The sequence below is a fragment of the Methanobacterium spitsbergense genome (genome assembly GCF_019931065.1).
GTDB lineage: Archaea > Methanobacteriota > Methanobacteria > Methanobacteriales > Methanobacteriaceae > Methanobacterium_B > Methanobacterium_B spitsbergense.
This window is the reverse complement of the sequence record NZ_JAIOUQ010000003.1, coordinates 34,908-59,659: the sequence shown is the minus strand read 5'-3', so window position 1 is coordinate 59,659 and position 24,752 is coordinate 34,908. Positions and strand designations below refer to the sequence as shown.

Sequence of the window (24,752 nt, the reverse complement as noted above, 5' to 3'; positions counted from 1 at the left end):
TATTAGCATCTTTACTGAAACGAAGGCCATATATCTAGCATAATAATTTATAACTACTTTCCATGAGATGATAAATATGAAATAATTAATAGTGTATTATTCTATATTGAATCTTAATATTATTTATTATGGAAATCATTATATGTGTAAAGCTAGGTCTATAAATTATGGTCAGTTTCACAGCCCGTGAGGTTAGGGACATAATCATCTCAATGTTGGTTATTGCAGTCATATTCGCATACCTCATTAATGGTCGCAATATAAATGAGAATTTGATATTATTGATACCTTCATTACTCGTTGCAGTTGGATTGGGATTCGTGTTACACGAACTTGCTCACAAGTTTGTGGCAGTTAGATATGGATTTTATGCAGAATTTAAAATGTGGTTAGAAGGATTGATTTTTGCCTTATTCACGGCGTTTATATTAGGATTCGTTTTTGTGGCGCCTGGTGCTGTATATATTCATGGGGAGTACATTTCAAGAGAACAGAATGGTAAAATATCCATCGCCGGCCCGTTGGTAAATATTGCACTGGCACTGTTATTCCTGGTTTTAACACCATTTGTAACCAAAAATCCCACAGATATTATGGGATTCATATTTGGAACCATTGTTGTATACGGTTTCATAATAAACAGTATATTAGCAGCTTTCAACCTCATTCCATTGGGTATATTTGACGGTGCTAAGGTTTTAAGATGGAATCCAATTATATGGGGAATCACATTTGTTGTGGCTATAATTTTAGCTGTAAAAGCATATTTCGGTATTTATTAATACTATTTATTTTTAATAATTTTATTAGATTACAAAAAGAATTTAACATCTAAAATATACTATAAAATAATGGATTTACAAATGTAAAAAGGTTATTAAATGATTAATTCCGATTATTAATATTTCTAAGTGATTTCAATGTTAAAAGAAGTACCTGTAAAATATTTTGGATGCACTCATAGGGCGATAGCTCCGGAAGAGACTATAAAAAATGTTGAATCTAAGTTGAGGGTAGCCGGGGTAACTAGGGTAGCAGAGATTACTCATCTTGACAGAGTTGGAATTCCAGTTTATTCTGCAATAAGACCTGGAGCAGCAGATGGTGCTGTTAGCATATATGCAGGTAAAGGTGCTACTAAACCTCAAGCAAAAGCATCGGCTATGATGGAATCATTTGAAAGATACTCTGCAGAATTACATGATAATTGTAGACAAAATTTTGTTTGTGGTGTCTTTGAAGGTTCAGATGAAAGATTAGATAGTTATTTACATCCTGGATCTTTGATTCTCCCCAAAGTTCTCTTTGATCCTGAAACAGTTGATCTTGAATGGGTTACATCAACAAATCTCAAAGATGACTCCGATGTTTTAATACCTGCAAATGCCGTTTATCATCCCTATACTCCAAAAAATAATATTAAACTTTTTCAATCCAATACAAATGGCCTTGCATCGGGAAATAGGTTAGAGGAAGCTGTATTCCATGGAATAATGGAAGTAGTTGAAAGGGATGCATGGAGCATTTTCGAATCTAAACGTGTGTCGAAACCAGAGATTAACTGTGAAAATACAGAGAATCCAATAATCAAGGATATTTTGGCCATGTTCAAGAATGCCGGAATAAATGTGAAACTTGTTGATTTAACGGCTGATGTAAAGATAACTACTATTGCGGCAGTTTCAGATGACACAGTTCTTAAAGATCCTGCTCTTTTAACATTGGGTGTTGGAACTCATCTTGATCCCGAAGTTGCAGCGATTAGAGCTCTTACTGAGGTTGCACAGAGTAGGGCTACACAAATTCATGGTACACGGGAAGACACTATTCGTGCAGTTTTCATGAGAAAAGCAGGGTATGAAAGGATGAAACGAATAAACAGTCACTGGTTTGGTGAAACAGAAACTTCGGTGGAACTAAATAGTATAAAAAATATATCTGGAAAATCCTTTGGAGATGATATTGAAACATCTAAACTCCTCCTGAACAAATGTGGATTTAGAGATATTTTATACGTTGATCTTACCAGAAAAGAGATTAAAATTCCTGTTGTAAGGGTTTTAATTCCCGGAATGGAACTTTACTCAGTTGATGTGGACAGAGTTGGTAAGAGGCTTTTAAGATCTTAAATTTAATTCGAAGGATAAATTTGATACAATATTTTTCTCTTTTTAACAAATATAATGGTGAAAGAATGAAACAAGTCATAGTAATGAGAGCAGATCTAAACATGAGCCGGGGTAAAATCGCTGCTCAAGCATGTCATGGTTGTTTGGGTGCGTATAAAAAAACAGATGACCGTATATTAAAAAAATGGGAATCTGAAGGTGAAAAAAAGGTTGTATTAAAAGTAAAGGATCTTGAAGAATTATTTGAAATATACGAACTTGTAAAAGCCACCAACATGCCAATCTACTTGGTATATGATGCAGGTCACACAGAAGTGCCCAGATCAACCATAACCTGTCTTGGAATAGGTCCTGATGAAGATGAGAAGATAGATAAAATTACAAAGGATCTCAAGCTCCTGAAATAGTGGTGTTTATATGGATTGGGTAATTAAATTGGGAGGAAGTTTGTTTCCTGAGAGGGCAATTAAATTATGTGAAGCTATTAAAGATTTAAATAATTCCAATCAAATTCCTATAAAAATATTAATAATTTGTGGTGGGGGAATATTTGCAAATAAAATAAGAGATTATGACAAAAATCTACAATTTTCAAATACAGCCAACCATAAATCAGCAATATTATGCATGGACATAATAGGAACACTCCTTGCAGACAAGGTTAAAGGGTTTGAAACCGTAAAATCTATTGAAAAGGCCGAAAGTGTAATTGATCAGGGCAGTATACCTATTTTTATTCCTTCAGACATAATGGAATATCAAGATCCTTTGGAACATAGCTGGAGAGTGAGCTCAGATTCAATTGCACTTTATTTATCAGATCTTCTGAAGGCCAAACTATTAATAGCAACAGATGTAGATGGAATATACACGCATGATCCAAGCCAAGATGGTGCGAAACTTATAAAAATTATAGGTGCAAAAAAACTACTAAATTTTGGTGAAACATCGGTTGATGAATTTTTACCCGAGCTTTTAATCAGATATAAATCTAATTGCTACGTTGTTAACGGCAAATACCCTGATAGGGTAATATCGATTATCGAAGGACGAAGCTCGAAATATACACTCATTGGAGGAAATTAAATGGAGAAAATAGAATGCACATCCTGTAAACAGGAAATATCACCAGTGGAAAACTATGTTAAGTTTCCATGCCCAGAATGCGAGAAAATGCTCTACAGATGCCAGAAATGCAGAACATTCGGACATTTATACAAATGTGAATGTGGCTTTAAAGGACCATAATAACTTAGATCTTTTTTAATTTTTAAGTGAAACATACACCTAAAATTTAGGTGTATTAATTTATATTCAACCTTAAATCAATCTTAAGATTGATGATTGTAAGGAGGCGAAATAATGGGAGAAGTTGTAGCAACAATCAAGTTAATGCCAGAAAGTCCTGAAATTGATCTGGCTAAAGTTAAGGCAGGAATAAAAAATTCAATACCTGAAAATACAGAACTGCATAGCATTGAAGAAGAACCAATAGCATTTGGGCTTGTTGCCCTTAATGTGACGGTTGTTGTGGATGATGCAGAAGGTGGCACCGAAAAGATAGAAGAAAACCTATCTAAACTCGAAGATGTAGCTAGTATTGAAGTTGTTGATGTAAGAAGGTTAATGTAAACCTTCTAATAACTATTTTTTTTTATTTATATCACTAAAATTCTAATTTTTCCAAATTTTTTAAATAATCGTAATAATACTTTTTTAATAATTAATATTATTAATTATGAATCACAAATATTATTTTAGGTGATTAAATTTTTGATATATTATTAGCATGTTTGATTGGTGTTATATGTGGTGCAATAACTGGTATCATTCCAGGGATTCATGTTAACACAGTTGGTGCCTTTATTTTTGCTTCATCAACTTTTCTATTAGAATCATTTTCACCGACATTTCTTGCTGTGTTCTTACTTTCAATGTCAATTTCACATTCAATGATAGATTTTTTACCTTCTATTTTTTTGGGTGTGCCTGAAGAGGGTACTGTTCTATCAATTTTACCTGGTCATTATTTTATGCTACATGGAAGGGGTAGAGAAGCAATAAGGTTAGTGACTATTGGAGGATTTGGTTCGTTGATTGTTACAGTAATTTTACTACCTCTCTTTGTAATGTGTTTACCTCCACTTTATGGCATATTAAAACCTTATATCTATATAATTCTAATATTAGCCGTAGTTTTCATGATAATACGGCTTAATAGAGATACATATTCAATGGCATGGTCAATATTTTTATTTATTTTTTCAGGAATTATGGGATGGATAATGCTGAACACACCCATATCCTCTAATGTTTCTCTTCTAACAATGTTTACAGGACTTTTTGGGATTAGTACTTTAATTTATAGTCTATCAAAGAACTCCATGGTGCCGGTTCAAGACATTTTATTAGGTTTAAAAGTAAATAAAAAAGTTATTAGGGGAATAATTGCTGGAGGAATAGCCGGTAGTATTCTTGGATTTTTACCAGGAATGGGACCAGCTCAGGGAAGTATTTTGGCACAAGAATTAAGTGGTGGAGGGGATATGGGAAATAATCGAGAGGGGTTTTTGGTAGCAATTAGTGGAGTGAATGTATCCGATGCGTTATTTTCGCTCATGGCAATATATTTAATTGGAAATCCAAGAAGTGGTATCGCAGTATTTATTGATAAAATGATCGAGAATTTTGACGTGAACTACCTCCTCTTATTTGTATTTGTTTCTCTCACTGCAGTAGCAATATCAACCTTCTTCTGTTTAAAGCTGGGAGATATGTTAATAAAACATATAAATCGAATAAACTATAGCAAACTTTCAAAACTAGTTATTACTTTTATGAGCGTATTAGTATTTTTTTTCGCATTTATTGAACATACAAATCTTTTGTATATATTACTTGTTTATATCACTTCAATTTCTCTGGGTTTAATACCACATTATATTGGAGTTAACAAATCTAATCTAATGGGAGTTCTAATTGTTCCAGCGATTATTATTTATGCTGGTTTATAATTGTGAGTTAAACAAAATAAATTTAAATAATAAAATTAATCTCTTAACTAATCACAATAACCTCTTTACAAAATCCTTTTACAGAATTAATGAAATTTTCAGTATCAACACCAGGAAATGTATCAATAATACATATATCAAACTTCTCTTGGAGTGATTCTTCTAATTTCTTAATATCTTGACAGTAAACTTGGAAATTTTCACCTGATCCTATTAAACCTGTATTAACATCAAAAGAATCAGTATCATATCCATTTACTTGGAGATTCAGTAGAGTCATTTTTATTGCAGGATACCAAATATCATTAAATACAACTCTTTTTGCACCTGCTTTTAAACATGTTATTCCAAGAGTTCCAGGACCACAAGTACAATCAAGAATGCTTGGGTTTTTATATTTGTCTAAGAACGTTTTTAATATCTCAACTTTGGGGGATACTGGTTTAGAAAACTCAACATGAATTTCAGCTTGGTTTCGATAGATACATAATTCTCCATATGGTGTAAAAACCACATCACATCTCATATCACACCCTGCAAGGAGTTTATAGACATTAGGCTTAGAATCTGAATCTTTTAATCCAACTGTTTCCCGTATATCTCCATATAAAATACCTTTCACTTCGGGTATTTCATTTATTATTTTATCAGCACAATTTTTTGTTATTTTATCTGTTAATATGACCATTGAATTTTCCATAAGATAAGGTGGGGATTTTGTTGGATATGCTGGAGTTATTAATGGTGTGCATGTATTTCTTAAAGTGGAGTTTTCATCTCTTATGCCCTCTTGAATCATGATTTTTAGTATATGTGCCATAACAACATCTAAATGTCTTTTTCCACAAATACACAATCCAAAATTTTCATTCAATCGTTTAAATTCTATTTGATCTTTAAGTGGTTTGAATTTTTTAAGCTTTGGATTTTTACAATGTACACAAGCGGGGTATTTATTCTTAATTTGTTTTAATATAGTTGCGGAATCTTTGACACACCCAGCTCCACATACGCAGTCCATGTTCATATGGTTAATTATATCTTTTAATAAACATATTTTTCTGATAAAAATTTTTTAATTTCTAACTAATTTGATCCCATAATTTAATATCTATGTTTATAAAATTTGTATTTATTCGAATCTAATTAAATTTCTAGTGAGACATGGGGCAGGGAATGAATAATACAAAAATTTTAATTGTAGAAGATGAATCCATAGTTGCTAAAGATTTAAAGCAACGATTAGAAAATATGGGTTATTTTGTACTTGGAATTGTATCTAATGGAAAAGATGCAATATCAAAATCAAATGAAATGCAACCTAATATAATATTAATGGATATTATATTAAAAGGGGATTTAGATGGAATAAAAACAGCCCAGATATTAAGAAAACTCCATGATATACCTTTTATATATCTTACAGCCTATTATGATGATGAGATATTAGAAAGAGCATCAATGACAAACCCATATGGTTATATAACAAAACCATTCGATGATATTGGGTTATATACTTCCATACAGATGGCATTATACAAATTTGAAAGGGAGAAAAAATTGAAAAACAATTCTAAACTCTTGAAATTCATAAAAAGAACTATAAAAAAAATAAAAAATATTGCAGCATGAGTAATGGTAATTATTTTAATAAAGAGATGTTGTAATAATCTTTTTGATTATTATTTTTTTAATAATAACATATTTTTTTTACTTATCTGATGGTCTTTGGTTACCTTTTTTGATATGTTTCAACAAAATTTATTTGTAACAAATACCAATTGAAAATAATATGTTTTTAGACGAAAATTTTTCAATATTTTTAATAGAACAATGGGGGTTTAAGCAATAATGGAGGATATAAGTAAAATTTATGAGATTAACGTTTTATTAAACGAACATAAAACACTATTTGAATTAAAAAATGAATTCTATTCAAAATATAATGAGATATTACTTATTAAAGATGATCCATCAAGTGAAAGTTATCATAGATTATATGATGAACTTTGGGATCTGCATAGTAAGATAAGATGTTTGGATTTGGAAGTTGAATAATATAGCTTTGGTTGAAAAATCTATTTTAAAATTATCACAAAGAATGGATACTTCCAATCAAACAGTCACATTTTGTATATTATTAATATTGTAACCATAAAAATTAAATAAAATTAAATAATTAACAGCGGATATTATTTGGGTTAATGTTTTTATCTTTCTTATTTTGTTGATTTATATCATAATATTCTAATTTAATTATTCTGGATAATCATTTTATAATACTGAAATATGTTAGATTAATTTATCTGAAAAAAATTGAAAAATTTTATAATTAGAAATAGTTTATCATTTGCATTGATTGTATTAAAAAACATTTAATTTCATGATCTTATTTTAGAAAAAGAATACAATAATAAAAAGTTATCCTTAAATATTGGTTAAATTATATAGATATCTGAGAGTTATGAAAGATAAACGTAAAGAAATCCTCAGAGATCTTCTTGGGGAATTTGCTGGTGATGATGAGTCCAAAAACGACTCAAATGACATATTTAAGCAGAGTAATGAAGAAAAAGAAGAGCCGATACATAAGGCACGGGATAAAAGTGAAGATTCGGCATTTAATTTAGATAAAGTCATGAAACGGCCTTCTAAACGTTCAAAATCTGTAAAAAAAGTTTCGGATGTTTTAAAGGCAGAAATTATAGAAGAAGGTTTAATACCGACTTATAATGTGAGTCTTCCTAAGTTTTCTGAAAATGAACGATTGATATTCAACGAAGTTCGTGAAAAACTAGTTGAGGTAGCAGTGGCTCAAGGTGAAGATTTCCGAATAGATGAAGGAAGTTTTATAGGGGAAGTAAAGGAATTTTTAAGGTCTAAAGGCGTGAGGGATGTTGACAGACTGGCAACCCAAATATCACAGGAAATGCTTGGTTATGGTCAGCTAGATCCAATGATAAAGGATGACGACCTCGAAGAGATAATGGTGATAGGTGTAAATAGAAATGTGTTTGTTTACCACCGAAAGATAGGTATGATGATTACGAATGTTATTTTTGATGATGATTCAGATATCAAGGCAATAATTGATGTTATTGCTAGGCAAGTTAACCGTAGAATAGATCAACAAACGCCTATACTTGATGCTAGGCTCCCTGATGGTTCAAGGGTAAACGCAACAATACCTCCTGTTTCTGCAGATGGTGCAACATTAACTATTAGGAAATTCAGGAAAGACCCATTAACAATTGTTGATTTGATCAATTTCAAAACTTTATCCTCTCATCTGGCTGGTTTTTTATGGGTTTGCACGGATGGACTTGGTGTTAAACCTTGTAATGCTATAATTGCTGGAGGAACTGGTTCAGGTAAAACAACTACTTTAAATGCAGTTACAGCTTTCACACCTCCAAGAGAACGTATAATAACAATTGAGGATACTTTAGAGCTTCAACTTCCTCATACTCATGTTTTGAGAATGGAAACCCGTCCACCTAATATTGAAGGGAAGGGGGAATTAACAATGGATACTCTTGTTAAAAATTCATTGAGACAGAGACCAGATAGGGTAATAGTTGGTGAAGTGAGGGGTGGTGAAGCTGTAACTCTTTTTACAGCATTGAATACAGGACACTCAGGTATGGGAACTGTTCACTCAAACACTGCGAGGGAAACTGTTACAAGATTGGTAAACCCTCCAATGAATGTACCAACTATCATGATTCCTGCCCTTGATTTTATTATAATGCAAAACAGGATGTACAGACCTGAAGGCGGCTCAATCAGACGTGTAACTGAGGTAGCAGAAATAGTGGGAATGGAAGAGGGCAATGTTCAGTTAAATAGAGTTTTTGAATGGAATAATGTTTCTGATAAGGTGGAATATGTTGGAATAGCAAGCCAAACCCTGCGAGACATAGCTGAACTTAGGGGAATAGGAATTACTGATATCGAAGAAGAGATCGAAAAAAGGAGACTTTTACTGGAGTATCTAGCAGATAACAACTTAAGATCCATAGAAGAAGTTGGAAATTATATTAACAATTATTATAGAGATCCTGATGAGATTCTCGAAAAGATATTATAATTAGCAAAAGATAATTAAATTAATTATTAAACATTTAAGGGTACTTTTTGGTGATAAAATGGTTTTTGAAGGTCTCAAAAATTTCTTCAATAGAATAGGTGGAATGACCGTAGATTCAACTAAGAAGGTTGGCGAAGGAGTATCTGTACCAGTTGATAAACTGAGTCAAATTAGAACCAGAACCGGCAAAGTTGGTCAAGGATTAAAAAGGACATCATCTAGTAAAAGTACTGTTAAAAGAACATCACCTCGTGTCATAGAAAAAATGCGTATGGACAAGGATGAAATAGAGATTTTCAAGGAATTAATTGATAAAAAATATGATAGGGGTTTGAAACCGGCCAAGAAAGGGAAGGTTAAAAAAGATGTTTATCAAAAGGCATCTCTAGAAGAACTTCTAAAAGAGGATGAGAAACAGGGCCTAGAACCAAGAATGATCATTGTAATGGGTGGAATTTCATTTGTTGTTGTGTTCATGCTCATGATCATACTGGGATTTGGAATAGTTATTGGTGCAGTTTTTGGATTAGTAATCCTCATGATGTCTGTAGTTCTTGTTTACTTGCCCAACATCAAAAAGGGGTCACGTTCAAATGAGGCATCAAGAGAATTACCATTTGCATTGAGACAAATGGCGACAGAACTTCGTGCAGGTATAGGAATGCACGATAGTATGAGGTCTGTTGCTCTATCAGGTTATGGGGCTCTTTCAGAAGAATTTGCAAGGGCGCTTGAAGAAATAAAATATGGTGAAACAACTGAAAAAGCGTTAGTTGACATGAGCGACAGGATAAATTCTGAAGGACTTCGAAGGGCTGTTTATCAGATAACAAGAACGCTTTCAAGCGGAGGAGATCTTGCAAAAACACTTAACGTTATTGCAGAGGATACTGCTTATGAATTAAGGATGAAATTAAAGGATTATGCCCAGAAACTAAATTCATTCACAATGATATACATGTTTATTGCAATTCTTGCTCCAGTTATAACAATGATCATGTTAATAGCAGCTTCAACTGTAATGGGGGCTTTAATACCTCCTATACTACTTATTATAATGTATTTGTTCCTATTTCCGATGATTGTTGGTTTCTTGGCTTTCATGATTAAGAGATTGGAACCACAAGTATAATCCAATAAAATTCTTTGGAAAAATTTTTTTATACTTTTTTTATGAGATTTTTAATAATATTCTAAATAAATATTGAAAATTGTTAGAACCAAGCAGTAGTGTTCTTTTTGTTTATAATAACTTCTCTATCAATAATTTTGATCAATAGATCAAATCATTTTTAATCAAAAAGACATAGAATTTTGATAAAACGTAATACCCACATATTTATATATATATTGTTACATAGGAAAAACATCATTATAAATCATTAATAATTGGTGATAAGCATGGCACCTAAACCTAAGGAATTCAAGGACGATTTTTGGAAAACAAAGGATTTCAAGATATCAATAGGAGATATAATCCAGAAAGAGGGAACTGAAAGTACTGATGAACCATTGGTGCCTATGGGTCCTACTCAAAAACCGAATGTAACAGATTTAAGATCTTGGGACATGAAGTTACTGGAGAGATACGAGCCATTCTACGCTCCACTCTGCGATATGTGTTGTTTATGCACGTATGGTAAATGTGACCTACTCGGGAAAAAAGGAGCGTGTGGTATTGATGCTGCCGCACAGCAAGCAAGAACAGTACTTCTTGCATGTTGCATTGGATCAGCAGCCCATTCAGGACACGCTAGACATCTCCTGGAATATCTCATTGATAAAAAAGGCAAAGACTTCCCAATAGATATGGGGACGGGCATAGATATTGAAGCCCCAATTATGAGGACATTAATAGGTAAAACACCTAAAAAATTAGGAGATTTAAAAGAAGCTTTAGATTATCTTGAAGAACAGATGGTTCACCTCCTTTCAGCTTGTCATACTGGGCAAGAAGGTAGTAGTATTGATTTTGAATCAAAAGCACTTCACGCAGGCTTAATGGATAATCTTGGAAAAGAAATAGGAGATTTGGCACAGATAGTTGCTCTTGACATGCCAAAAGGTGATGCTGAAGCACCACTGGTGGAACTTGGAATAGGAACAATTGACAGGGAAAAACCAGTGATTCTATGCATAGGACATAATGTTGCCCCTGGAGCAGGCATAATGGACTACTTGGAGGAGCAGAATCTTGAAGAAGATTTAGAGGTTTGTGGTATATGTTGTGCTGCAATAGATATAACCCGTTATAATAAAAATGCAAAAATTGTGGGTCCCATTTCAAAACAACTTAAATTCATACGAAGTGGTGTTGCTGATGTTATAATTGTTGATGAACAATGTATACGAACGGATGTGCTTGAAGAAGCCAAGAAAAATAATGCAGTGGTAATTGCAACCACTGATAAGATGTGTCTTGGACTTCCTAATAAAACAGATGAAGACTCTGATAAAATCGTATCAGAACTTGTCAACAACCAAATCGAAGGTGCATTGATATTAGACCCTGATAAAGTTGGGGAAGTAGCTGCTAAAGTTGCAATGAAAACATCAGAGGGACGTTCTAAAGTTAAAGTACTTCCAGATTTAGATGAAGTTGTTGAACTGGCAAAAGAATGTACAGAATGTGAATGGTGTGATCGTGTATGTCCAAATAGCATACCCATGATGGATGCTGTAATGGCTGCTAGTAAGGGAGATCTCTCCCAGATGCAGAGACTTTACGACAATGACATCTGTTATTCCTGTGGAAGATGCGAACAAGAATGTCCAAGGGACATACCAATCATATCCATGATGGCTAAAATAGGTGAAATAAACCTCCAAGACCAGAAATATAACATAAGGGCAGGCAGAGGGCCTGTTCAAGATGTTGAAGTCAGAAGGGTTGGTGCACCTATTGTTTTGGGAGACATTCCTGGAGTTATAGCATTTGTCGGCTGCACTAACTACCCTGATGGTGGAGAAGAAGTAGCTAAAATGGCTGAAGAGTTCCTTGAAAGGAATTATATAGTAGTCACAACTGGCTGTGGAGCAATGACGCTTGGGGAATACAAGGATGAAGAAGGAAAAACTCTATACGAGCGTTATAGTGGATCTTTTGAAGCAAAAGGACTTGTAAACATGGGGTCATGTGTTTCAAATGCACATATCCCTGGCGTGGCTATTAAAATCGCTAATATATTTGCTAAAAAGCCTTTAGAAGGTAATTTTGAGGAAATAGCAGATTATATACTTAACAGGGTGGGAGCATGCGGTGTTGCGTGGGGAGCATATTCTCAGAAAGCGGCTGCAATTGCAACTGGTGTAAACAGATGGGGAATACCTGTAGTTGTAGGTCCTCATGCTTCTAAATATAGGCGTTTATTCTTAGGAAGGACAGACAAAGAGGAATCATGGCAGGTCAACGATCTAAGAAATGGAGAAATTGTAAATGGGGAACCTGCACCTGAACATCTTCTTTATGCGGCCGAAACTATTGGAGAAGCAACTGTAATGACTGCTAAATTATGTTTAAGACCAAACGATACTTCAAAGGGTCGTCAGTTAAAGCTTAACCATTACATAGATCTTCACAAGAAGTACTTTGGAACAATACCCGAAGATATTTACAAGTTCGTAAGGGTTCAAAAGGATATTCCAATCACCTATAAAAGGGATATTATGAAAATATTAGATGAAAAAAATTGGAAACCTAGAAAATTACCTCAAGAACCTTCTTTAATGGATATGAAAGGTGATTAGATGAATGAAAGAGTTATTCCATGGCAGCCAACTGTTATAGCAGGACCCAAACAGGCACTTATGGTGACACCTGAAACTGCTAAGATGATGGTTAAAAAAGCAAAAAGGCCGTTATTAGTATTAGGACCACTTGCAAAAGAGGAACCTCTTGTTACTCATTCAATTGAAATAGCTGAAAAATGGGATCTGCCAATTGTAACCACCGCAGATACCTTCAAGATTTATCTTGACAAAAGAGTAGAAACAAAGGCATATGGAATTGTTGAAATTATTAACCTCTTAAAAGACCCTGAATGGGAAGGTTTGAAAGGTGAAGGACAACATGATTTGGTTATATTCATTGGAGGCATATATTACATGGCTTCACAGGGTCTTTCAACTCTAAAGCACTTTGCACCACATCTTAAGACCCTTACACTTTGTAAATATTTCCACTCAAATGCAGATGCATCATTCCCTAATATGAAGGATAAAGAATGGTCAATATACCTAGAAAAAATGAAAACAGACTAATTTAATTAAAAAACTGGAATATATAGCATATATAAACTAGAAATAGATAAATCGGAGGAATGCAATGTTTGAGGATATACCTGTTGATGTCAGCCCAATGTACGAGGGAGAAAGGATAAGATCGGCGAACATGTTCGTTGAACTTGCAGGCCCTAAATCCATAGGGGCAGAACTGGTTCAAGTAAGAGAAGAAGTTGAAAACGGGAAAGTAGAGGTGATAGGCCCTAATCTCAGCGAGATGAAGGAAGGAGAAATATATCCATTCGGTATTCTCATCGAGATAAAGGGAGAAAAACTCGAAAAGGAACTTGAAGGAGTTATAGAACGTAGAACGCATGAACTTTGTAATTATATAAAAGGATTCATGCATCTAAATCAGCGCGATCAAATATGGTGTCGTGTGAGTAAAGAAGCTAATGATGCCGGTTTTGAACTGGAACATCTTGGAAAATCTCTTTCTATACTCTTTAAAGAAGAATTTCCAATAATTGAGGAAATATCCGTCACATTATACACTGATAAAAAAGAAGTTGAAGCTTTCCTTGAAAATACAAGTAAACAATATGAAGAAAGAGATGCAAGGGCTCGAGAACTTTCAGACGAGGATGTAGATGTATTTTACGGTTGTGTTATGTGTCAATCATTTGCACCAACACATACATGTATTGTAACACCAGATAGAACAGCACTTTGCGGAGCAATTAACTGGTTTGACTGCAGAGCAGCTGCTAAAATGGATCCTGATGGTCCAATATTCGAAATTGATAAAGGAGAAGTATTAGACGAAATTAGGGGAGAATATGCCAATGTGAACACTGTAATGGCAGACAAATCTCAAGGAACAGTTGACAGAGTTTATCTACACAGTGTATTTGGATACCCCCATACTTCCTGTGGATGTTTTGAAGCGGTTGCATTTTACATACCTGAACTCGATGGCGTAGGAATTGTAGACAGGGACTTTAAAGGAGAAACACCTCTTGGAATTCCATTTTCTGCAATGGCAGGACAATGTTCTGGAGGAAAGCAAGTTGAAGGATTTGCTGGTTTAAGTTTGGAATACATGAGGTCACCAAAGTTTTTACAAGCAGATGGTGGTTATGAAAGGATTATTTGGCTTCCTAAAGCAATTAAAGATTCTCTTATAGATTTCATACCAGAAGATCTGGCTGATAAAATACCAACCGAAGAAGATGCAAATAGTATTAAAGAGATCAGAAAGTTCCTTAGAGAAAATAACCATCCTATCATGGAAAGGTTGAAAGAAGCTAAAGCAAAAACTGCAGAAGAATCTGGTTCAGTTGAAGAAGAATCTTCTACAGAAATGGACGCTATGCCTGAAATGGAAGTTGAAGGAGTACCTATGACACAAGTTGCATATGCACCAGAACTCACAGTACCTTCAGCAAGTGGTGGAGTTAAAATCATCTTCAGAAATGCTAAAATATACGCTGAAAAGGTGATAATTAAGAGAAAATAGAATTACAATAATAAATGAATAATCTTGAAAATATTTCTATCAAAATAAATGGAGAGTATCTAGTGATAATCGCGGTAAGTGGGAAAGGTGGAACAGGTAAAACATTGCTTTCTTCCCTTTTAATAAAGGCTTTGTCAGAGAAAAATAAGGATATTCTTGCAATTGATGCAGATCCTGACTCTAATCTTCCAGAGGCACTTGGAGTTGAAGTTATAAAAACTGTTGGTGATGTGAGGGAAGAGTTGAAGGTTGACACTGCGAAGGGTAACATTCCCAAGGATATGAATAAATGGGATATTCTTGACTACAAGATAATGGAGTCTGTAGTTGAAACACCAAAATTTGATCTCTTGGTAATGGGAAGACCGGAAGGGAGTGGATGTTACTGTGCAGTTAATAATATGCTGAGAAAGATTATCGAAACCCTTTCTGCAAACTATGATTATATAGTTATAGACACAGAGGCAGGACTTGAACATTTAAGTAGGCGTACAACTCAAAACGTTGACACAATGTTAGTTGTAACAGACAAATCAAAAAGAGGAATATTGACAGCTCAAAGGATTGGAGAACTTTCTAATGAGCTGGATATAAACTTCAAAAAGATGTTTCTTGTTGTTAACAGAATTACTCCAGATAACAAAGATATGATAATTAAAAAAGCCAAAGAAACTGGTATTGAAATTATTGGAACCATTTACGAAGATGAAGAAGTAGCAGAATATGATATTGAAGGAACACCTCTCGTGAACCTTCCAGATGATTCAAATTCTGTTGTTACAGTTTCAAAAATCGTATCTAGGATTTTAAATTCAAATTAAGGATGTGTATCAATGGATAAAATGACACAACTTCTTAAACTATTGGAAAATACAGACACCATAGAGATAAATGATTTTAGAATGGACTTTGATGAGCTGGAAATTAATTTGATGCCAGCCGTCCAAAAAATGGTGCAGCAGGTTGCTCAAAAGCAAGCTGTTATTGCAAAGGAAACATTACCAACTATAGAACCATTTGCACCGCCGGTGCACAACTATCCCGGTGAGGTAGCTGAGGTTCAACTGGGTGCAGGTACAAGGAAACCGGTTTTCCTGGGTGGTCAAAAGGCACTTTACAGATTTGAAGAGGCACAACCAAATGCTCCTGTTGTTACTTTTGATGTGTTTGATATTCCCATGCCTGGCCTTCCTAAGCCAATAAGGGAGCATTTTGAGGATGTTATGGAACATCCTGGAGAATGGGCAAAAAAGGCTGTTAAGGACTATGGAGCAAACATGATCACTATACATTTGATAGGAACTGGTCCAAAGGTAATGGATAAAACTCCACGTCAAGCTGCACAGGATATAGAAGAAGTCCTACAGGCAGTTAAAGTTCCGCTGGTAATAGGAGGGTCAGGAGATCCAATAAAGGATCCTATTGTTCTTGAAGCTGCTGCAGCTGCAGCTGAAGGTGAGAGATGTCTGCTTGCTTCTGCAAACCTTGATCTTGATTTTAGAAAAGTTGCAAAGGCTGCTATGGATTATAATCATGCAGTATTATCATGGGCAATAACTGACATTAACATGCAGAAAACTCTTAACAAGTACTTAATGAAGGAAGGATTAACTCAAAAAGATATTGTTATGGACCCAACAACATGTGCATTGGGATATGGTGTGGAATTCTCAATCGATGTAATAACTAGGACTAGACTGGCTGCACTGAAAGGAGACACAGATCTTCAGATGCCAATGTCATCAGGTACAACCAATGCATGGGGTTCTCGTGAAGCTTGGATGAAAAAAGATGAATGGGGACCAACAGCTTACCGTGGACCAATATGGGAAATTATAACGGGTCTTACAATGATGTTATGCGGTGTCGATATATTCATGATGCTTCATCCATCGTCTGTACAGATGCTCAAGGAAATAGGAAACACATTTACAAGGGATTACCTTTCAACTGATGTCCCTGATATTACAAACTGGATTACGGAACTTGAATAAGGAGGTTTTAGATTGCAAGTCACTGCAATGGAAATTTACAGGCTACTTCCCAAGACCAATTGCGCCAAATGTGGAGAGGCTTCTTGTATGGCATTCGCCACCAAACTCTCAGACAAGGAAACAGACCTTGAACTTTGCACACAAATGGCAGCAGATGAACTGGAAAAACTTGAAAACCTATTGGCACCTGCCGTGAGGGAGATAACTATAGGAAAAGGCTCAAAAGCTATGATAATGGGTGGTGATGAGGTTCTTTATAGATATGAACTCACATATTATAACCCAACGCCTATGGTAATTGATGTAAATGATAATATGGATGATGAAACTCTAAAAGAGAGAGTTAAAATCATTGAAGAATCTGAATTTGAAAGAACAGGTGAAAAACTTGTTCTTGATGGTATTGCCATAAGGAATGTTTCAGGAGACAATAATAAATTTGCTGAAACTGCATCAAAACTCAAATCATCTAAATTACCACTGGTTCTATGTTCAATGGATCCAGAGGCAATGAAGGCTGCTCTTGAAAAAGTTGGAGACGAAAGACCACTCATATATGCTGCAACAGAAAACAACATTGAGGATATGGCATCTCTGGCTATTGAATATGAATGTCCTTTAGCACTGTTTGTTCCAAATGATCTAGAAAAAATGAAAGAACTTTCGAGGATACTTAGATCCAAGGGAATTAAGGATATTATACTCGACCCTGGAACCTATGTCGATGATGGAATTGGTGACACACTCGATAACTTCGTTATGATCAGAAGATTGGCAATTGAAGAAAAAGATGAAGACTTCAGATTTCCTATACTCGGAGTTCCCGCTTTAACATGGTTATATGAAAAAGATGAGGTACAAGGCGGCATAAAAGAGGCCACCATAGCAGCAACACTCATGAACAAATATGCTGATATGTTAATTATCCATGGAACCAATATATGGGAGCTCATACCTGTATTAACTCTTAGACAGAGTATTTTCACAGATCCAAGAAAACCACAAATGGTTGATCCAGGTATTTACGAGTTTGGAGAACTCGATGAAAACTCACCTGTTTTACTGACAACTAACTTCGCTCTCACATATTATACTGTTGAGGGGGACCTAAAATCAGGTAAATCAAACTGTTATCTACTTGTTCTGGATACTGAAGGTCGAGCAGTAGATGTATCTCTTGCAGGAGGTCAACAAACCGGTAAATCTGTTGCTGATCTTATTAAAGAATCTGGAATAGAGGATAAAGTTAAAACGAGGACTTTAATTATACCTGGACTATCTGCACCAATAAGTGGGGAAATTGAGGATGAATGTGGATGGGAAGTTGTTGTTGGTCCAAGAGATTCATCAGCAGTACCTGATTTCTTTTTAAAATTGAAAGAAAAACAAGAAGCTAAATAAAAAAGTGATAGGAATGATCTTATGAAGACGCTGATGGTTGTTGATCCTAGAATGTGCACTGAGTGCAAGGATTGTATTACAGCATGTCGTGACGAGCATGGAGTTTCAAGGGCAAAAAAGACCTCCACTGTTCCAATCTTCTGCATGCAATGCCATCCTGATAAAGCACCTTGTGCTAGAATATGTCCTACTAACGCCATAAGGGAGGAGGATGGAACTTTATTTGTGGATCAGGAAGCATGTATACTCTGCAGACTGTGTATGATTGCATGTCCTGTGGGGATGATTGTTATTGATGCAGAGAAAAAATCAACCCAGAAGTGCACCTTATGCATGGAAACAGATAGAATTATTCCTGCATGTGTTGAAGCATGTAAAGATAATGTTCTCAAGATATTCTCAATTGAAGATCTTGAAGATCTTAAAAATGATACAACATTTGCAGATGTGCTTGAACAAGCTATGAAAGCATATCAGGATAAAATTTAGATAGATTTTCTGTTTTTTTTATTTTTTGTAAGTTTTTTTTGGATCCAATAATTTTAGATCTTGAATTTTGATTCCTTCATTTTTCAATATTTCAACCTTCATTGGAGTTCCTCCTCTGAAGTCACCGATTTTTCCATCTGATCTAATTACTCTGTGACAAGGGATTAATATGGGGAATGGGTTTTTACCTATGGCCGTTCCAACTGCCCTGTAAGCATGGCTATTCAGTAATTTTGCGATTTCTTTATAAGTTCTTACGCTACCACCGGGTATTTTTGCAACTTCAAGAATTACCTCCTTTTCAAAGGAAGTATTAATTGTTGATTCTTCAATATCAAGAATTTCTAAATCAAATTTTACATCTCTTCCATGATACATTTTACAAATCATCTCTGCAGTTTCGCAGTATTGATCTGAAACTAAAAATTCAGGATGATATTTTGCTATCTCAAATATTGCGTCTTCTTCACTCTTTTGGGGTAGTGATATTCGTATTATTTTTCCTCTTTCTGAATATCCTACAGCAAAGTATAGATTTTCATTTTTGTGTGTAGAAATTATTATGGGATTCTTACTTTTTTTATTTATTTTATCAGGACCTAAGTCATTTATTGAGTATATAAATAAATTATTCATCTAATTTATTAATATAAATAAGTCTACATGAGAATAATTAATTTTTAACATTTTAATTTAATGATAAAATAAATATGATTTTGGTATGTTTAAGAATTTTGTATGTGGAAACTGTCAACTATAAAATCTATGTCTTCGTTGAAAAGTTCGAAATTTTCATGTTCCCCAGCAAACCATAAATAAAATAATAAATCCTTCTTTTTAAAAGCAATTATCATTATTTTTGTAAGGGATACCTTATGTGGATTTTCACCCACTAATATGATAGCATCCATATCCTTGGCTTTGAATTCCATTTCTGATATGATCTTGCTGTTTTGCATCAAGAATACATTTTTCAATATACCTGAAAACTCTTCCACTTTGATATCCTCTGCCTCTTCAAGTCTGTTAATTGAGAAGTTTATTGCATTGTTAGCAACCCCTCCTTTAATAACTTTTTTTTCATCTGTTGTTTCAATTATCTCCCAGCTATGAGGGTAATCAAATGAAATTTCTCCATTTTCATAGTGCACAATCCATGATCCTGTACCTTTGGTTTTAATTGTATCAAGAGCATTTTCAGCTTTGAGTCTTACATAAATATATTTATCATCAAGAGCTTTAATCAATGGTTCCACTGCCCTTTCATCTCCTATTTTCCCAAGAGCTTCTATAATACGGCCTCGAACATATTTGTTCTGATTTTTATTGTTTAGTGTTTGAATTAATGGACTTACTGCTCTTTTATCTCCAATTTTTCCAAGTACTTCGGCAACCCTTGATTTTGTCTGCCAATTATCAGTCTCAAAGGCTTTTAATAATGGTTCAACAGCAGAAGTACCTATATTTCCCAGGGCAATAATAGATTTCCATCTCACATCACCATCTTCATCATTTAAAGCTTTCATAAGGGGATCTATTGCTCTTTCATCCCCAATTTTTCCAAGTGCAACAGCGGCATACTTCCTTACATGCCAATCTTTGTCATTCATGGATTTTAATATAAAATCAAAAGCTCTTTCATCACCAAGATCTCCTAGCGATATTGTAACATTCCTTCGTACTGTCCAGCTTTTATCATTAAGGGCATGTATCAATGGTTCCACTGCAAGAGGGTCTCCAATCTTTCCAAGTGCTGCTGCAGCTTTCCACCTTACCTCTTCATCTGTGTCTTCGAATAAAGCTTTTATTAAAGGTTCAATAGCTCTTTTATCTCCAATTTTTCCTAGAGCTTCTGCTGCATTTTCTCTAACAGCTATTAATACTGTATATTTGTCTTCCCATTTTTCATAGTTAAGTGCTTCAATAAGAGCTTCAACTGCACTTTCATTACCTACCTTTTTAAGTGATACTGCAGCTTGCTTCCTAACAATATGATCTTCATGTTTGAGGGCTTTAATTAAACCCTTAATATCTTTTTTGGCTTCTAGATCATCTATATTAGGTTTAAACTCTTGTTCTTTAGAATCCATCAGTGTTGTTCACATCCTTCAAGATATTAAAGTTCATAATGATCTCTTTATACTTAATATGTATTCTTTTATGGATAAATAATTTAGGATTTATCTATTGTAGTAACCACTTAAATTGAAACTATTTTGGATTAATTTTTTAAAAAGAAATAGAATGGATTATAATAGCTCTGTTAAGAGCTTCATAAGATTGGGATGTTTTCCAACAAATTTTAGTACAGATATCTTAGATATAGCTTCCAGATCTTGAGTTTCAATAAATTCTGCAAGTGCATTCATATCATTATCATTTAGTTTATCTGCCATTCTACGATATTTAACAGATTGATCAAGGGTTTCACCTATTTCATCTCGCCATTTTTTATGGTAGCTCTTTAAGAATTCTGATGAATAGTCATTATTTTGTACGGCTTCTGCTGCAATCTCTCCAGCAATCCTTGCACATGAGATTGTGGGATGGATTCCACCGCCAGTAATCGGGTCTACCTGTCCTGCTGCATCACCAACGACTAAAAATCCATCTGTATATGTTTTATCTATTGGTCCTGAAACAGGTACTCCTCCAATATTTAGTTCTACAGGAGTTGCATCTAAATCAGAAACATATTTGTTAAGATAGTTGATAGCAGTTTCAACTGAACTTCGAATACCCACTCCAACATTTGCAATACCATCTCCTTTAGGAAATATCCATAAGTATCCTCCTGGTGCAATTTTTTCCCCAAAGTAAAATTCTAAGACTCCAGGATCAACATCCATTCCTACCATCTCGTATTGGGCACAAGAACAGATCAGATCGGGGTTGTGATGGGTTTCAATGCCTGCTAATCTGGCCATATTAGATTCAATACCATCAGCAGCTATCACTACATCGGCGCTTATTTCAATTGTTTCTCCCAAGTGTTTTGCAATAACACCACAGACCTTTTGATCTTTTATTATTAAATCTTTAGCAGTTGTTTTAACCATAATGTCTGTTCCTGCTTTTGCAGACTCTATTGCAAGTTCTTTATCAAATATTTTACGATCTATAACCATCCCTTCAGCAATATCTCCATCATATTTGATCCTTCTCCCATCTGGTGCATTAATGTATGCACCTTTAATTCTTGAACGAATGTATCTTTCAGATGGCTTTATTTCAAGGGTTTCAAATGTGTTATATGTTACACCTTCTGCACATTGTACAGGACTTCCAATTTCTTGCCTTTTCTCAATCATAAGGACGTCAACATCGGATTTTGACGCGAATAAGGATGCAGTTGAACCTCCTACTCGTCCACCAACTACCACAACATCATATTCCAATTTTTTCATTGGCTACCTCCAATGATCAGTGCTCCAAGAGGACACACAATTACACAGTTTCCGCATTCAGCGCATCCTTCTTTAATATGCAATTTACTTTCTTCCAATTCAAGAACATTTTCCGGACATACTCCTACACAGCAACCACAATATCCACAATTTTCTGATAAGATATCCATTCTGATCACCTTTAATAAGTTCAATATAGTTATTTATTGGTATAAGATTCTTATATATCTTATGTTTTTATCTTAAATCCTTATTAAGTTTATTTAATGCAATTAAATTGATATCAAAGAGAATATATGGGGATAAAGTAATATTTATAGATAATAACACTTTTTTGTTTGGTTAGAACTAATATTTAATATTTTAAAATATATTATTTTAAGTTTAATCTCTGAAATTTGGCTTTGAAAGGTAATAAATTGATTTATCTTTAGTGAAACCGTTAACTTAATATATGATGTAAACTAACTTCGTTTGTATGCAGGGGTGCCCGAGCTGGCCAAAGGGGGTGGACTTAAGATCCTCTGGCGTAGGCCTACGTGGGTTCGAATCCCATCCCCTGCACTTTTATATCAATTTTGTAACCACTTAATCTGTAAAATTTTAAATTATACATTTATTACTGATTTAATAATGCCTCAGTGGCTCAGGGGTAGAGCGATGCCTTGGTAAGGCATAGGCCGGGGGTTCAAATCCCCCCTGAGGCTTAAATTTTTTTATATTTTTTTAATTAATTATAAATTGTATCAAATTGAATACTATTTAAATAGGATTTAAAGGTGAATTAATTGCAAAAAAAGATAATACAGGTATCGGATATACATTTCGGGGAAAAAACATTTTCACAAGACCTCAAAAATAATTTATTAAAGCAGGTTACCGATGAAAATCCTGATCTGATCATTGTGTCTGGTGACTTAACAACTCATGGCTATGTACATGAATATAATGATGCATCCACTTTTCTTGATGAATTAGAGTCTATTACAGAGATCCATGTGATTCCAGGTAACCATGATGCTAGAAACGTTGGATTAGTCCATTTTGAAAAACAGGTTGGGGAACGCAAATTTATTCATCATGATAAAAGTGGAGGATTTGCAATAATAGGGTTAGACTCATCAGAACCAGATATAAATGATGGACAAATTGGCGTTGATCAATTGGAATGGTTAAAAAATGAACTGAATAAAATTCCGGATGATATATGCAAGATAGTCACTTTTCACCACCATTTACTTCCAATCCCTCAAACAGGTCGTGAAAGAAATATTTTACTAGATTCTGGAGATCTTTTACGAGTGTTCACGGATTATGGTGTTGATTTTGTATTGAATGGACATAAACATGTTCCTAACGTTTGGATGCTTGAAAAGATGGTAACACTAAATTCAGGTACTGCAACAACCAGAAAATTGAGGGGACACACATATCCTTCATACAACGAACTTTTAATAGATGAATGTGGAATATTTGTGAACCTAATAAATACAGAAACTGGGTACAAGAAAGAATTAGCTAACTATTCTGTAGAAGTAGATGGAAATGAATATAGTATAAGCTCTTATAATCATAACACACTTCATTTGCCTTAAGGCATAGTCATGCCCAATTTATACAATTTTTTTTAATAAGTATAATAATTTAAAATAAATAAATTATTTTACAAAAATTTATAATTGAAATTCAAATAAATTTAAACAAAAAAGGTAACAAGATTTTAAGATAATGAAACTAAGATTTAAAGTGATAAAACATGTCAAAAACATTGGATGTAGCGATGGCAGGAATCATCGCGGGAATTGTGGCTTATGCCACATCAATACTTGGAATTGGAGGAACAGTTATTGGGGCAGTATTAGGTGCTATTCTCTATCAAATAATGTCTCATTTATTTAAAGCCCCATTGGAAGGAATTAGAACTCAGAATGTAGGAGCCAGAATAGTCTATACGATCCCCCTTATTTTGATAGTTGCGATAGAAATATTATTCGTATTTGCATTACTTTACTTAAAACCTGGAAATTTCTTTTACATACTCGAAAATGCAACGGAAAACAACTTATTCCGTTCTATTGGTGTTGGACTTATCATAATGGGACTTTATCCCATAATACAACCAGAAAATATTAAAAAACTTTATGGATATATAATAATAATAGTGGGTATCATAGTACTTTTAGGAGGTTTTGCAGACTTTAATACCCCTATCACTGACTTTTATTCGGTGATATTTTCAGAATTAGGAATCATTATATCATTAATGGTGATTGCTGCGCTTAGCTATGTTATAATAGCCATAACAAAAGAATCAGTTACAATTATTAATGATAAAAATGAAACTGATTTTGAGAATTATGAAAAAATTGAGGATGAGGATGTTAAATATATTAAAAAGTTAGATTATTGGTTTAAAGATAGTAAGAAGGGAAATGATCCCAAGATTAATAATGATGATGAGACCAAAAGGGATCATGATATGAGGTAA

Annotated in this window: 25 protein-coding genes and 2 tRNA genes; 22 read left to right on the top strand and 5 right to left on the bottom strand. The window is 34.2% G+C overall.

The features are described from left to right. Positions 1 to 167 precede the first annotated feature (167 nt). The 7 genes from K8N75_RS01355 to K8N75_RS01325 all read left to right on the top strand — a co-directional run bounded on the left by K8N75_RS01355 (position 168) and on the right by K8N75_RS01325 (position 5,143). Positions 168 to 782, top strand: a complete 615-nt coding sequence (locus tag K8N75_RS01355) for a zinc metalloprotease (protein WP_048191468.1) — start codon at positions 168 to 170, stop codon at positions 780 to 782. A 138-nt stretch (positions 783 to 920) separates the two neighbouring features. After that, positions 921 to 2,129, top strand: coding sequence for a YcaO-related McrA-glycine thioamidation protein (locus tag K8N75_RS01350; protein ID WP_223790375.1), 1,209 nt, complete (start codon positions 921 to 923; stop codon positions 2,127 to 2,129). Between the two features lie 65 nt (positions 2,130 to 2,194). After that, positions 2,195 to 2,536 (top strand): peptidyl-tRNA hydrolase Pth2, encoded by a 342-nt coding sequence (gene pth2 / locus K8N75_RS01345; RefSeq protein ID WP_223790374.1) that lies wholly within the window; start codon positions 2,195 to 2,197, stop codon positions 2,534 to 2,536. 10 nt (positions 2,537 to 2,546) lie between these two features. Then, complete coding sequence (locus K8N75_RS01340) at positions 2,547 to 3,215, top strand: amino acid kinase family protein (RefSeq protein ID WP_223790373.1); 669 nt, start codon at positions 2,547 to 2,549, stop codon at positions 3,213 to 3,215. After that, a complete protein-coding gene (locus K8N75_RS01335; RefSeq protein ID WP_048191461.1) occupies positions 3,216 to 3,377 on the top strand; it encodes a zinc finger domain-containing protein in 162 nt (53 codons plus the stop codon). Positions 3,378 to 3,491: 114 nt separating this feature from the next. Beyond that, the gene (locus K8N75_RS01330; RefSeq protein WP_223790372.1) at positions 3,492 to 3,761 is read left to right on the top strand and encodes an elongation factor 1-beta; all 270 of its coding nucleotides are present in this window, start codon (positions 3,492 to 3,494) and stop codon (positions 3,759 to 3,761) included. A gap of 137 nt (positions 3,762 to 3,898) precedes the next feature. Then, positions 3,899 to 5,143, top strand: coding sequence for a tripartite tricarboxylate transporter permease (locus K8N75_RS01325; protein WP_223790953.1), 1,245 nt, complete (start codon positions 3,899 to 3,901; stop codon positions 5,141 to 5,143). Between the two features lie 43 nt (positions 5,144 to 5,186). Here K8N75_RS01325 and K8N75_RS01320 read toward each other — a convergent pair whose 3' ends face one another. Further along, a complete protein-coding gene (locus K8N75_RS01320) occupies positions 5,187 to 6,170 on the bottom strand; it encodes a 50S ribosomal protein L11 methyltransferase (protein WP_223790371.1) in 984 nt (327 codons plus the stop codon). A 149-nt stretch (positions 6,171 to 6,319) separates the two neighbouring features. On the opposite strand from K8N75_RS01320, the gene K8N75_RS01315 reads away from it, so the two are divergent. The 11 genes from K8N75_RS01315 (at position 6,320) to K8N75_RS01265 (ending at position 18,857) form a co-directional block, all read left to right on the top strand. After that, positions 6,320 to 6,775: a response regulator gene (locus tag K8N75_RS01315; RefSeq protein ID WP_223790370.1), complete on the top strand. Its 456-nt coding sequence runs from the start codon at positions 6,320 to 6,322 to the stop codon at positions 6,773 to 6,775. Between the two features lie 219 nt (positions 6,776 to 6,994). Then, complete coding sequence (locus K8N75_RS01310) at positions 6,995 to 7,201, top strand: hypothetical protein (protein ID WP_223790369.1); 207 nt, start codon at positions 6,995 to 6,997, stop codon at positions 7,199 to 7,201. 406 nt (positions 7,202 to 7,607) lie between these two features. Beyond that, positions 7,608 to 9,233, top strand: a complete 1,626-nt coding sequence (locus K8N75_RS01305; protein ID WP_223790368.1) for a TadA family conjugal transfer-associated ATPase — start codon at positions 7,608 to 7,610, stop codon at positions 9,231 to 9,233. 58 nt (positions 9,234 to 9,291) lie between these two features. Then, the gene (locus tag K8N75_RS01300; RefSeq protein ID WP_223790367.1) at positions 9,292 to 10,365 is read left to right on the top strand and encodes a type II secretion system F family protein; all 1,074 of its coding nucleotides are present in this window, start codon (positions 9,292 to 9,294) and stop codon (positions 10,363 to 10,365) included. 269 nt (positions 10,366 to 10,634) lie between these two features. After that, positions 10,635 to 12,980: a CO dehydrogenase/acetyl-CoA synthase complex subunit alpha gene (gene cdhA, locus K8N75_RS01295; protein WP_223790366.1), complete on the top strand. Its 2,346-nt coding sequence runs from the start codon at positions 10,635 to 10,637 to the stop codon at positions 12,978 to 12,980. After that, the gene (cdhB, locus tag K8N75_RS01290) at positions 12,981 to 13,493 is read left to right on the top strand and encodes a CO dehydrogenase/acetyl-CoA synthase complex subunit epsilon (protein WP_048191450.1); all 513 of its coding nucleotides are present in this window, start codon (positions 12,981 to 12,983) and stop codon (positions 13,491 to 13,493) included. 64 nt (positions 13,494 to 13,557) lie between these two features. After that, positions 13,558 to 14,973, top strand: a complete 1,416-nt coding sequence (cdhC, locus tag K8N75_RS01285; protein WP_223790365.1) for a CO dehydrogenase/CO-methylating acetyl-CoA synthase complex subunit beta — start codon at positions 13,558 to 13,560, stop codon at positions 14,971 to 14,973. 62 nt (positions 14,974 to 15,035) lie between these two features. After that, positions 15,036 to 15,794: an ATP-binding protein gene (locus tag K8N75_RS01280; RefSeq protein WP_048191446.1), complete on the top strand. Its 759-nt coding sequence runs from the start codon at positions 15,036 to 15,038 to the stop codon at positions 15,792 to 15,794. A gap of 12 nt (positions 15,795 to 15,806) precedes the next feature. Next, positions 15,807 to 16,967 (top strand): CO dehydrogenase/acetyl-CoA synthase subunit delta, encoded by a 1,161-nt coding sequence (cdhD, locus tag K8N75_RS01275; protein ID WP_048191444.1) that lies wholly within the window; start codon positions 15,807 to 15,809, stop codon positions 16,965 to 16,967. A gap of 12 nt (positions 16,968 to 16,979) precedes the next feature. Beyond that, complete coding sequence (gene acsC, locus K8N75_RS01270; protein WP_223790364.1) at positions 16,980 to 18,368, top strand: acetyl-CoA decarbonylase/synthase complex subunit gamma; 1,389 nt, start codon at positions 16,980 to 16,982, stop codon at positions 18,366 to 18,368. A 21-nt stretch (positions 18,369 to 18,389) separates the two neighbouring features. Continuing rightward, positions 18,390 to 18,857: a 4Fe-4S dicluster domain-containing protein gene (locus tag K8N75_RS01265; RefSeq protein WP_223790363.1), complete on the top strand. Its 468-nt coding sequence runs from the start codon at positions 18,390 to 18,392 to the stop codon at positions 18,855 to 18,857. 18 nt (positions 18,858 to 18,875) lie between these two features. Here the strand turns inward: K8N75_RS01265 and K8N75_RS01260 are convergent, their stop codons facing one another. The 4 genes from K8N75_RS01260 to K8N75_RS01245 form a co-directional block, all read right to left on the bottom strand. Then, positions 18,876 to 19,493: a methylated-DNA--[protein]-cysteine S-methyltransferase gene (locus K8N75_RS01260; RefSeq protein ID WP_223790362.1), complete on the bottom strand. Its 618-nt coding sequence runs from the start codon at positions 19,491 to 19,493 to the stop codon at positions 18,876 to 18,878. Positions 19,494 to 19,582: 89 nt separating this feature from the next. Next, entirely contained in the window at positions 19,583 to 20,947 is a 1,365-nt protein-coding gene (locus K8N75_RS01255; protein ID WP_223790361.1) for a HEAT repeat domain-containing protein, read from the bottom strand. A gap of 159 nt (positions 20,948 to 21,106) precedes the next feature. After that, positions 21,107 to 22,264, bottom strand: coding sequence for an NAD(P)/FAD-dependent oxidoreductase (locus K8N75_RS01250; protein WP_223790360.1), 1,158 nt, complete (start codon positions 22,262 to 22,264; stop codon positions 21,107 to 21,109). Next, positions 22,261 to 22,434, bottom strand: a complete 174-nt coding sequence (locus K8N75_RS01245) for a 4Fe-4S binding protein (protein WP_223790359.1) — start codon at positions 22,432 to 22,434, stop codon at positions 22,261 to 22,263. The genes K8N75_RS01250 and K8N75_RS01245 overlap by 4 nt, the downstream gene beginning before the upstream one ends. Positions 22,435 to 22,744: 310 nt before the next feature. Here K8N75_RS01245 and K8N75_RS01240 point away from each other — a divergent pair. From K8N75_RS01240 to K8N75_RS01225, 4 genes are all read left to right on the top strand, one after another. Beyond that, positions 22,745 to 22,828: transfer RNA gene (locus tag K8N75_RS01240), tRNA-Leu, on the top strand. A gap of 71 nt (positions 22,829 to 22,899) precedes the next feature. Then, positions 22,900 to 22,971, top strand: a tRNA-Thr gene (locus K8N75_RS01235). Between the two features lie 81 nt (positions 22,972 to 23,052). Further along, positions 23,053 to 23,859 carry a metallophosphoesterase family protein gene (locus K8N75_RS01230; RefSeq protein ID WP_223790358.1) on the top strand — a complete coding sequence of 269 codons (807 nt, stop codon included), beginning with the start codon at positions 23,053 to 23,055 and terminating at the stop codon, positions 23,857 to 23,859. 161 nt (positions 23,860 to 24,020) lie between these two features. Then, complete coding sequence (locus K8N75_RS01225) at positions 24,021 to 24,752, top strand: hypothetical protein (protein ID WP_223790357.1); 732 nt, start codon at positions 24,021 to 24,023, stop codon at positions 24,750 to 24,752.

What these genes read in the sequence shown, in the direction of transcription:
- cdhD (WP_048191444.1), top strand. Translation starts at nt 15,807, where the DNA reads ATGGATAAAATGACACAACTTCTTAAACTATTGGAAAATACAGACACC.
- K8N75_RS01260 (WP_223790362.1), bottom strand. Translation starts at nt 19,493, where the DNA reads ATGAATAATTTATTTATATACTCAATAAATGACTTAGGTCCTGATAAA.
- cdhC (WP_223790365.1), top strand. Translation starts at nt 13,558, where the DNA reads ATGTTTGAGGATATACCTGTTGATGTCAGCCCAATGTACGAGGGAGAA.
- K8N75_RS01265 (WP_223790363.1), top strand. Translation starts at nt 18,390, where the DNA reads ATGAAGACGCTGATGGTTGTTGATCCTAGAATGTGCACTGAGTGCAAG.
- K8N75_RS01225 (WP_223790357.1), top strand. Translation starts at nt 24,021, where the DNA reads ATGTCAAAAACATTGGATGTAGCGATGGCAGGAATCATCGCGGGAATT.
- K8N75_RS01355 (WP_048191468.1), top strand. Translation starts at nt 168, where the DNA reads ATGGTCAGTTTCACAGCCCGTGAGGTTAGGGACATAATCATCTCAATG.
- pth2 (WP_223790374.1), top strand. Translation starts at nt 2,195, where the DNA reads ATGAAACAAGTCATAGTAATGAGAGCAGATCTAAACATGAGCCGGGGT.
- K8N75_RS01300 (WP_223790367.1), top strand. Translation starts at nt 9,292, where the DNA reads ATGGTTTTTGAAGGTCTCAAAAATTTCTTCAATAGAATAGGTGGAATG.
- K8N75_RS01305 (WP_223790368.1), top strand. Translation starts at nt 7,608, where the DNA reads ATGAAAGATAAACGTAAAGAAATCCTCAGAGATCTTCTTGGGGAATTT.
- cdhA (WP_223790366.1), top strand. Translation starts at nt 10,635, where the DNA reads ATGGCACCTAAACCTAAGGAATTCAAGGACGATTTTTGGAAAACAAAG.
- K8N75_RS01310 (WP_223790369.1), top strand. Translation starts at nt 6,995, where the DNA reads ATGGAGGATATAAGTAAAATTTATGAGATTAACGTTTTATTAAACGAA.
- K8N75_RS01250 (WP_223790360.1), bottom strand. Translation starts at nt 22,264, where the DNA reads ATGAAAAAATTGGAATATGATGTTGTGGTAGTTGGTGGACGAGTAGGA.
- cdhB (WP_048191450.1), top strand. Translation starts at nt 12,981, where the DNA reads ATGAATGAAAGAGTTATTCCATGGCAGCCAACTGTTATAGCAGGACCC.
- K8N75_RS01315 (WP_223790370.1), top strand. Translation starts at nt 6,320, where the DNA reads ATGAATAATACAAAAATTTTAATTGTAGAAGATGAATCCATAGTTGCT.
- K8N75_RS01245 (WP_223790359.1), bottom strand. Translation starts at nt 22,434, where the DNA reads ATGGATATCTTATCAGAAAATTGTGGATATTGTGGTTGCTGTGTAGGA.
- K8N75_RS01335 (WP_048191461.1), top strand. Translation starts at nt 3,216, where the DNA reads ATGGAGAAAATAGAATGCACATCCTGTAAACAGGAAATATCACCAGTG.
- K8N75_RS01255 (WP_223790361.1), bottom strand. Translation starts at nt 20,947, where the DNA reads ATGGATTCTAAAGAACAAGAGTTTAAACCTAATATAGATGATCTAGAA.
- K8N75_RS01320 (WP_223790371.1), bottom strand. Translation starts at nt 6,170, where the DNA reads ATGAACATGGACTGCGTATGTGGAGCTGGGTGTGTCAAAGATTCCGCA.
- K8N75_RS01350 (WP_223790375.1), top strand. Translation starts at nt 921, where the DNA reads ATGTTAAAAGAAGTACCTGTAAAATATTTTGGATGCACTCATAGGGCG.
- K8N75_RS01330 (WP_223790372.1), top strand. Translation starts at nt 3,492, where the DNA reads ATGGGAGAAGTTGTAGCAACAATCAAGTTAATGCCAGAAAGTCCTGAA.
- K8N75_RS01340 (WP_223790373.1), top strand. Translation starts at nt 2,547, where the DNA reads ATGGATTGGGTAATTAAATTGGGAGGAAGTTTGTTTCCTGAGAGGGCA.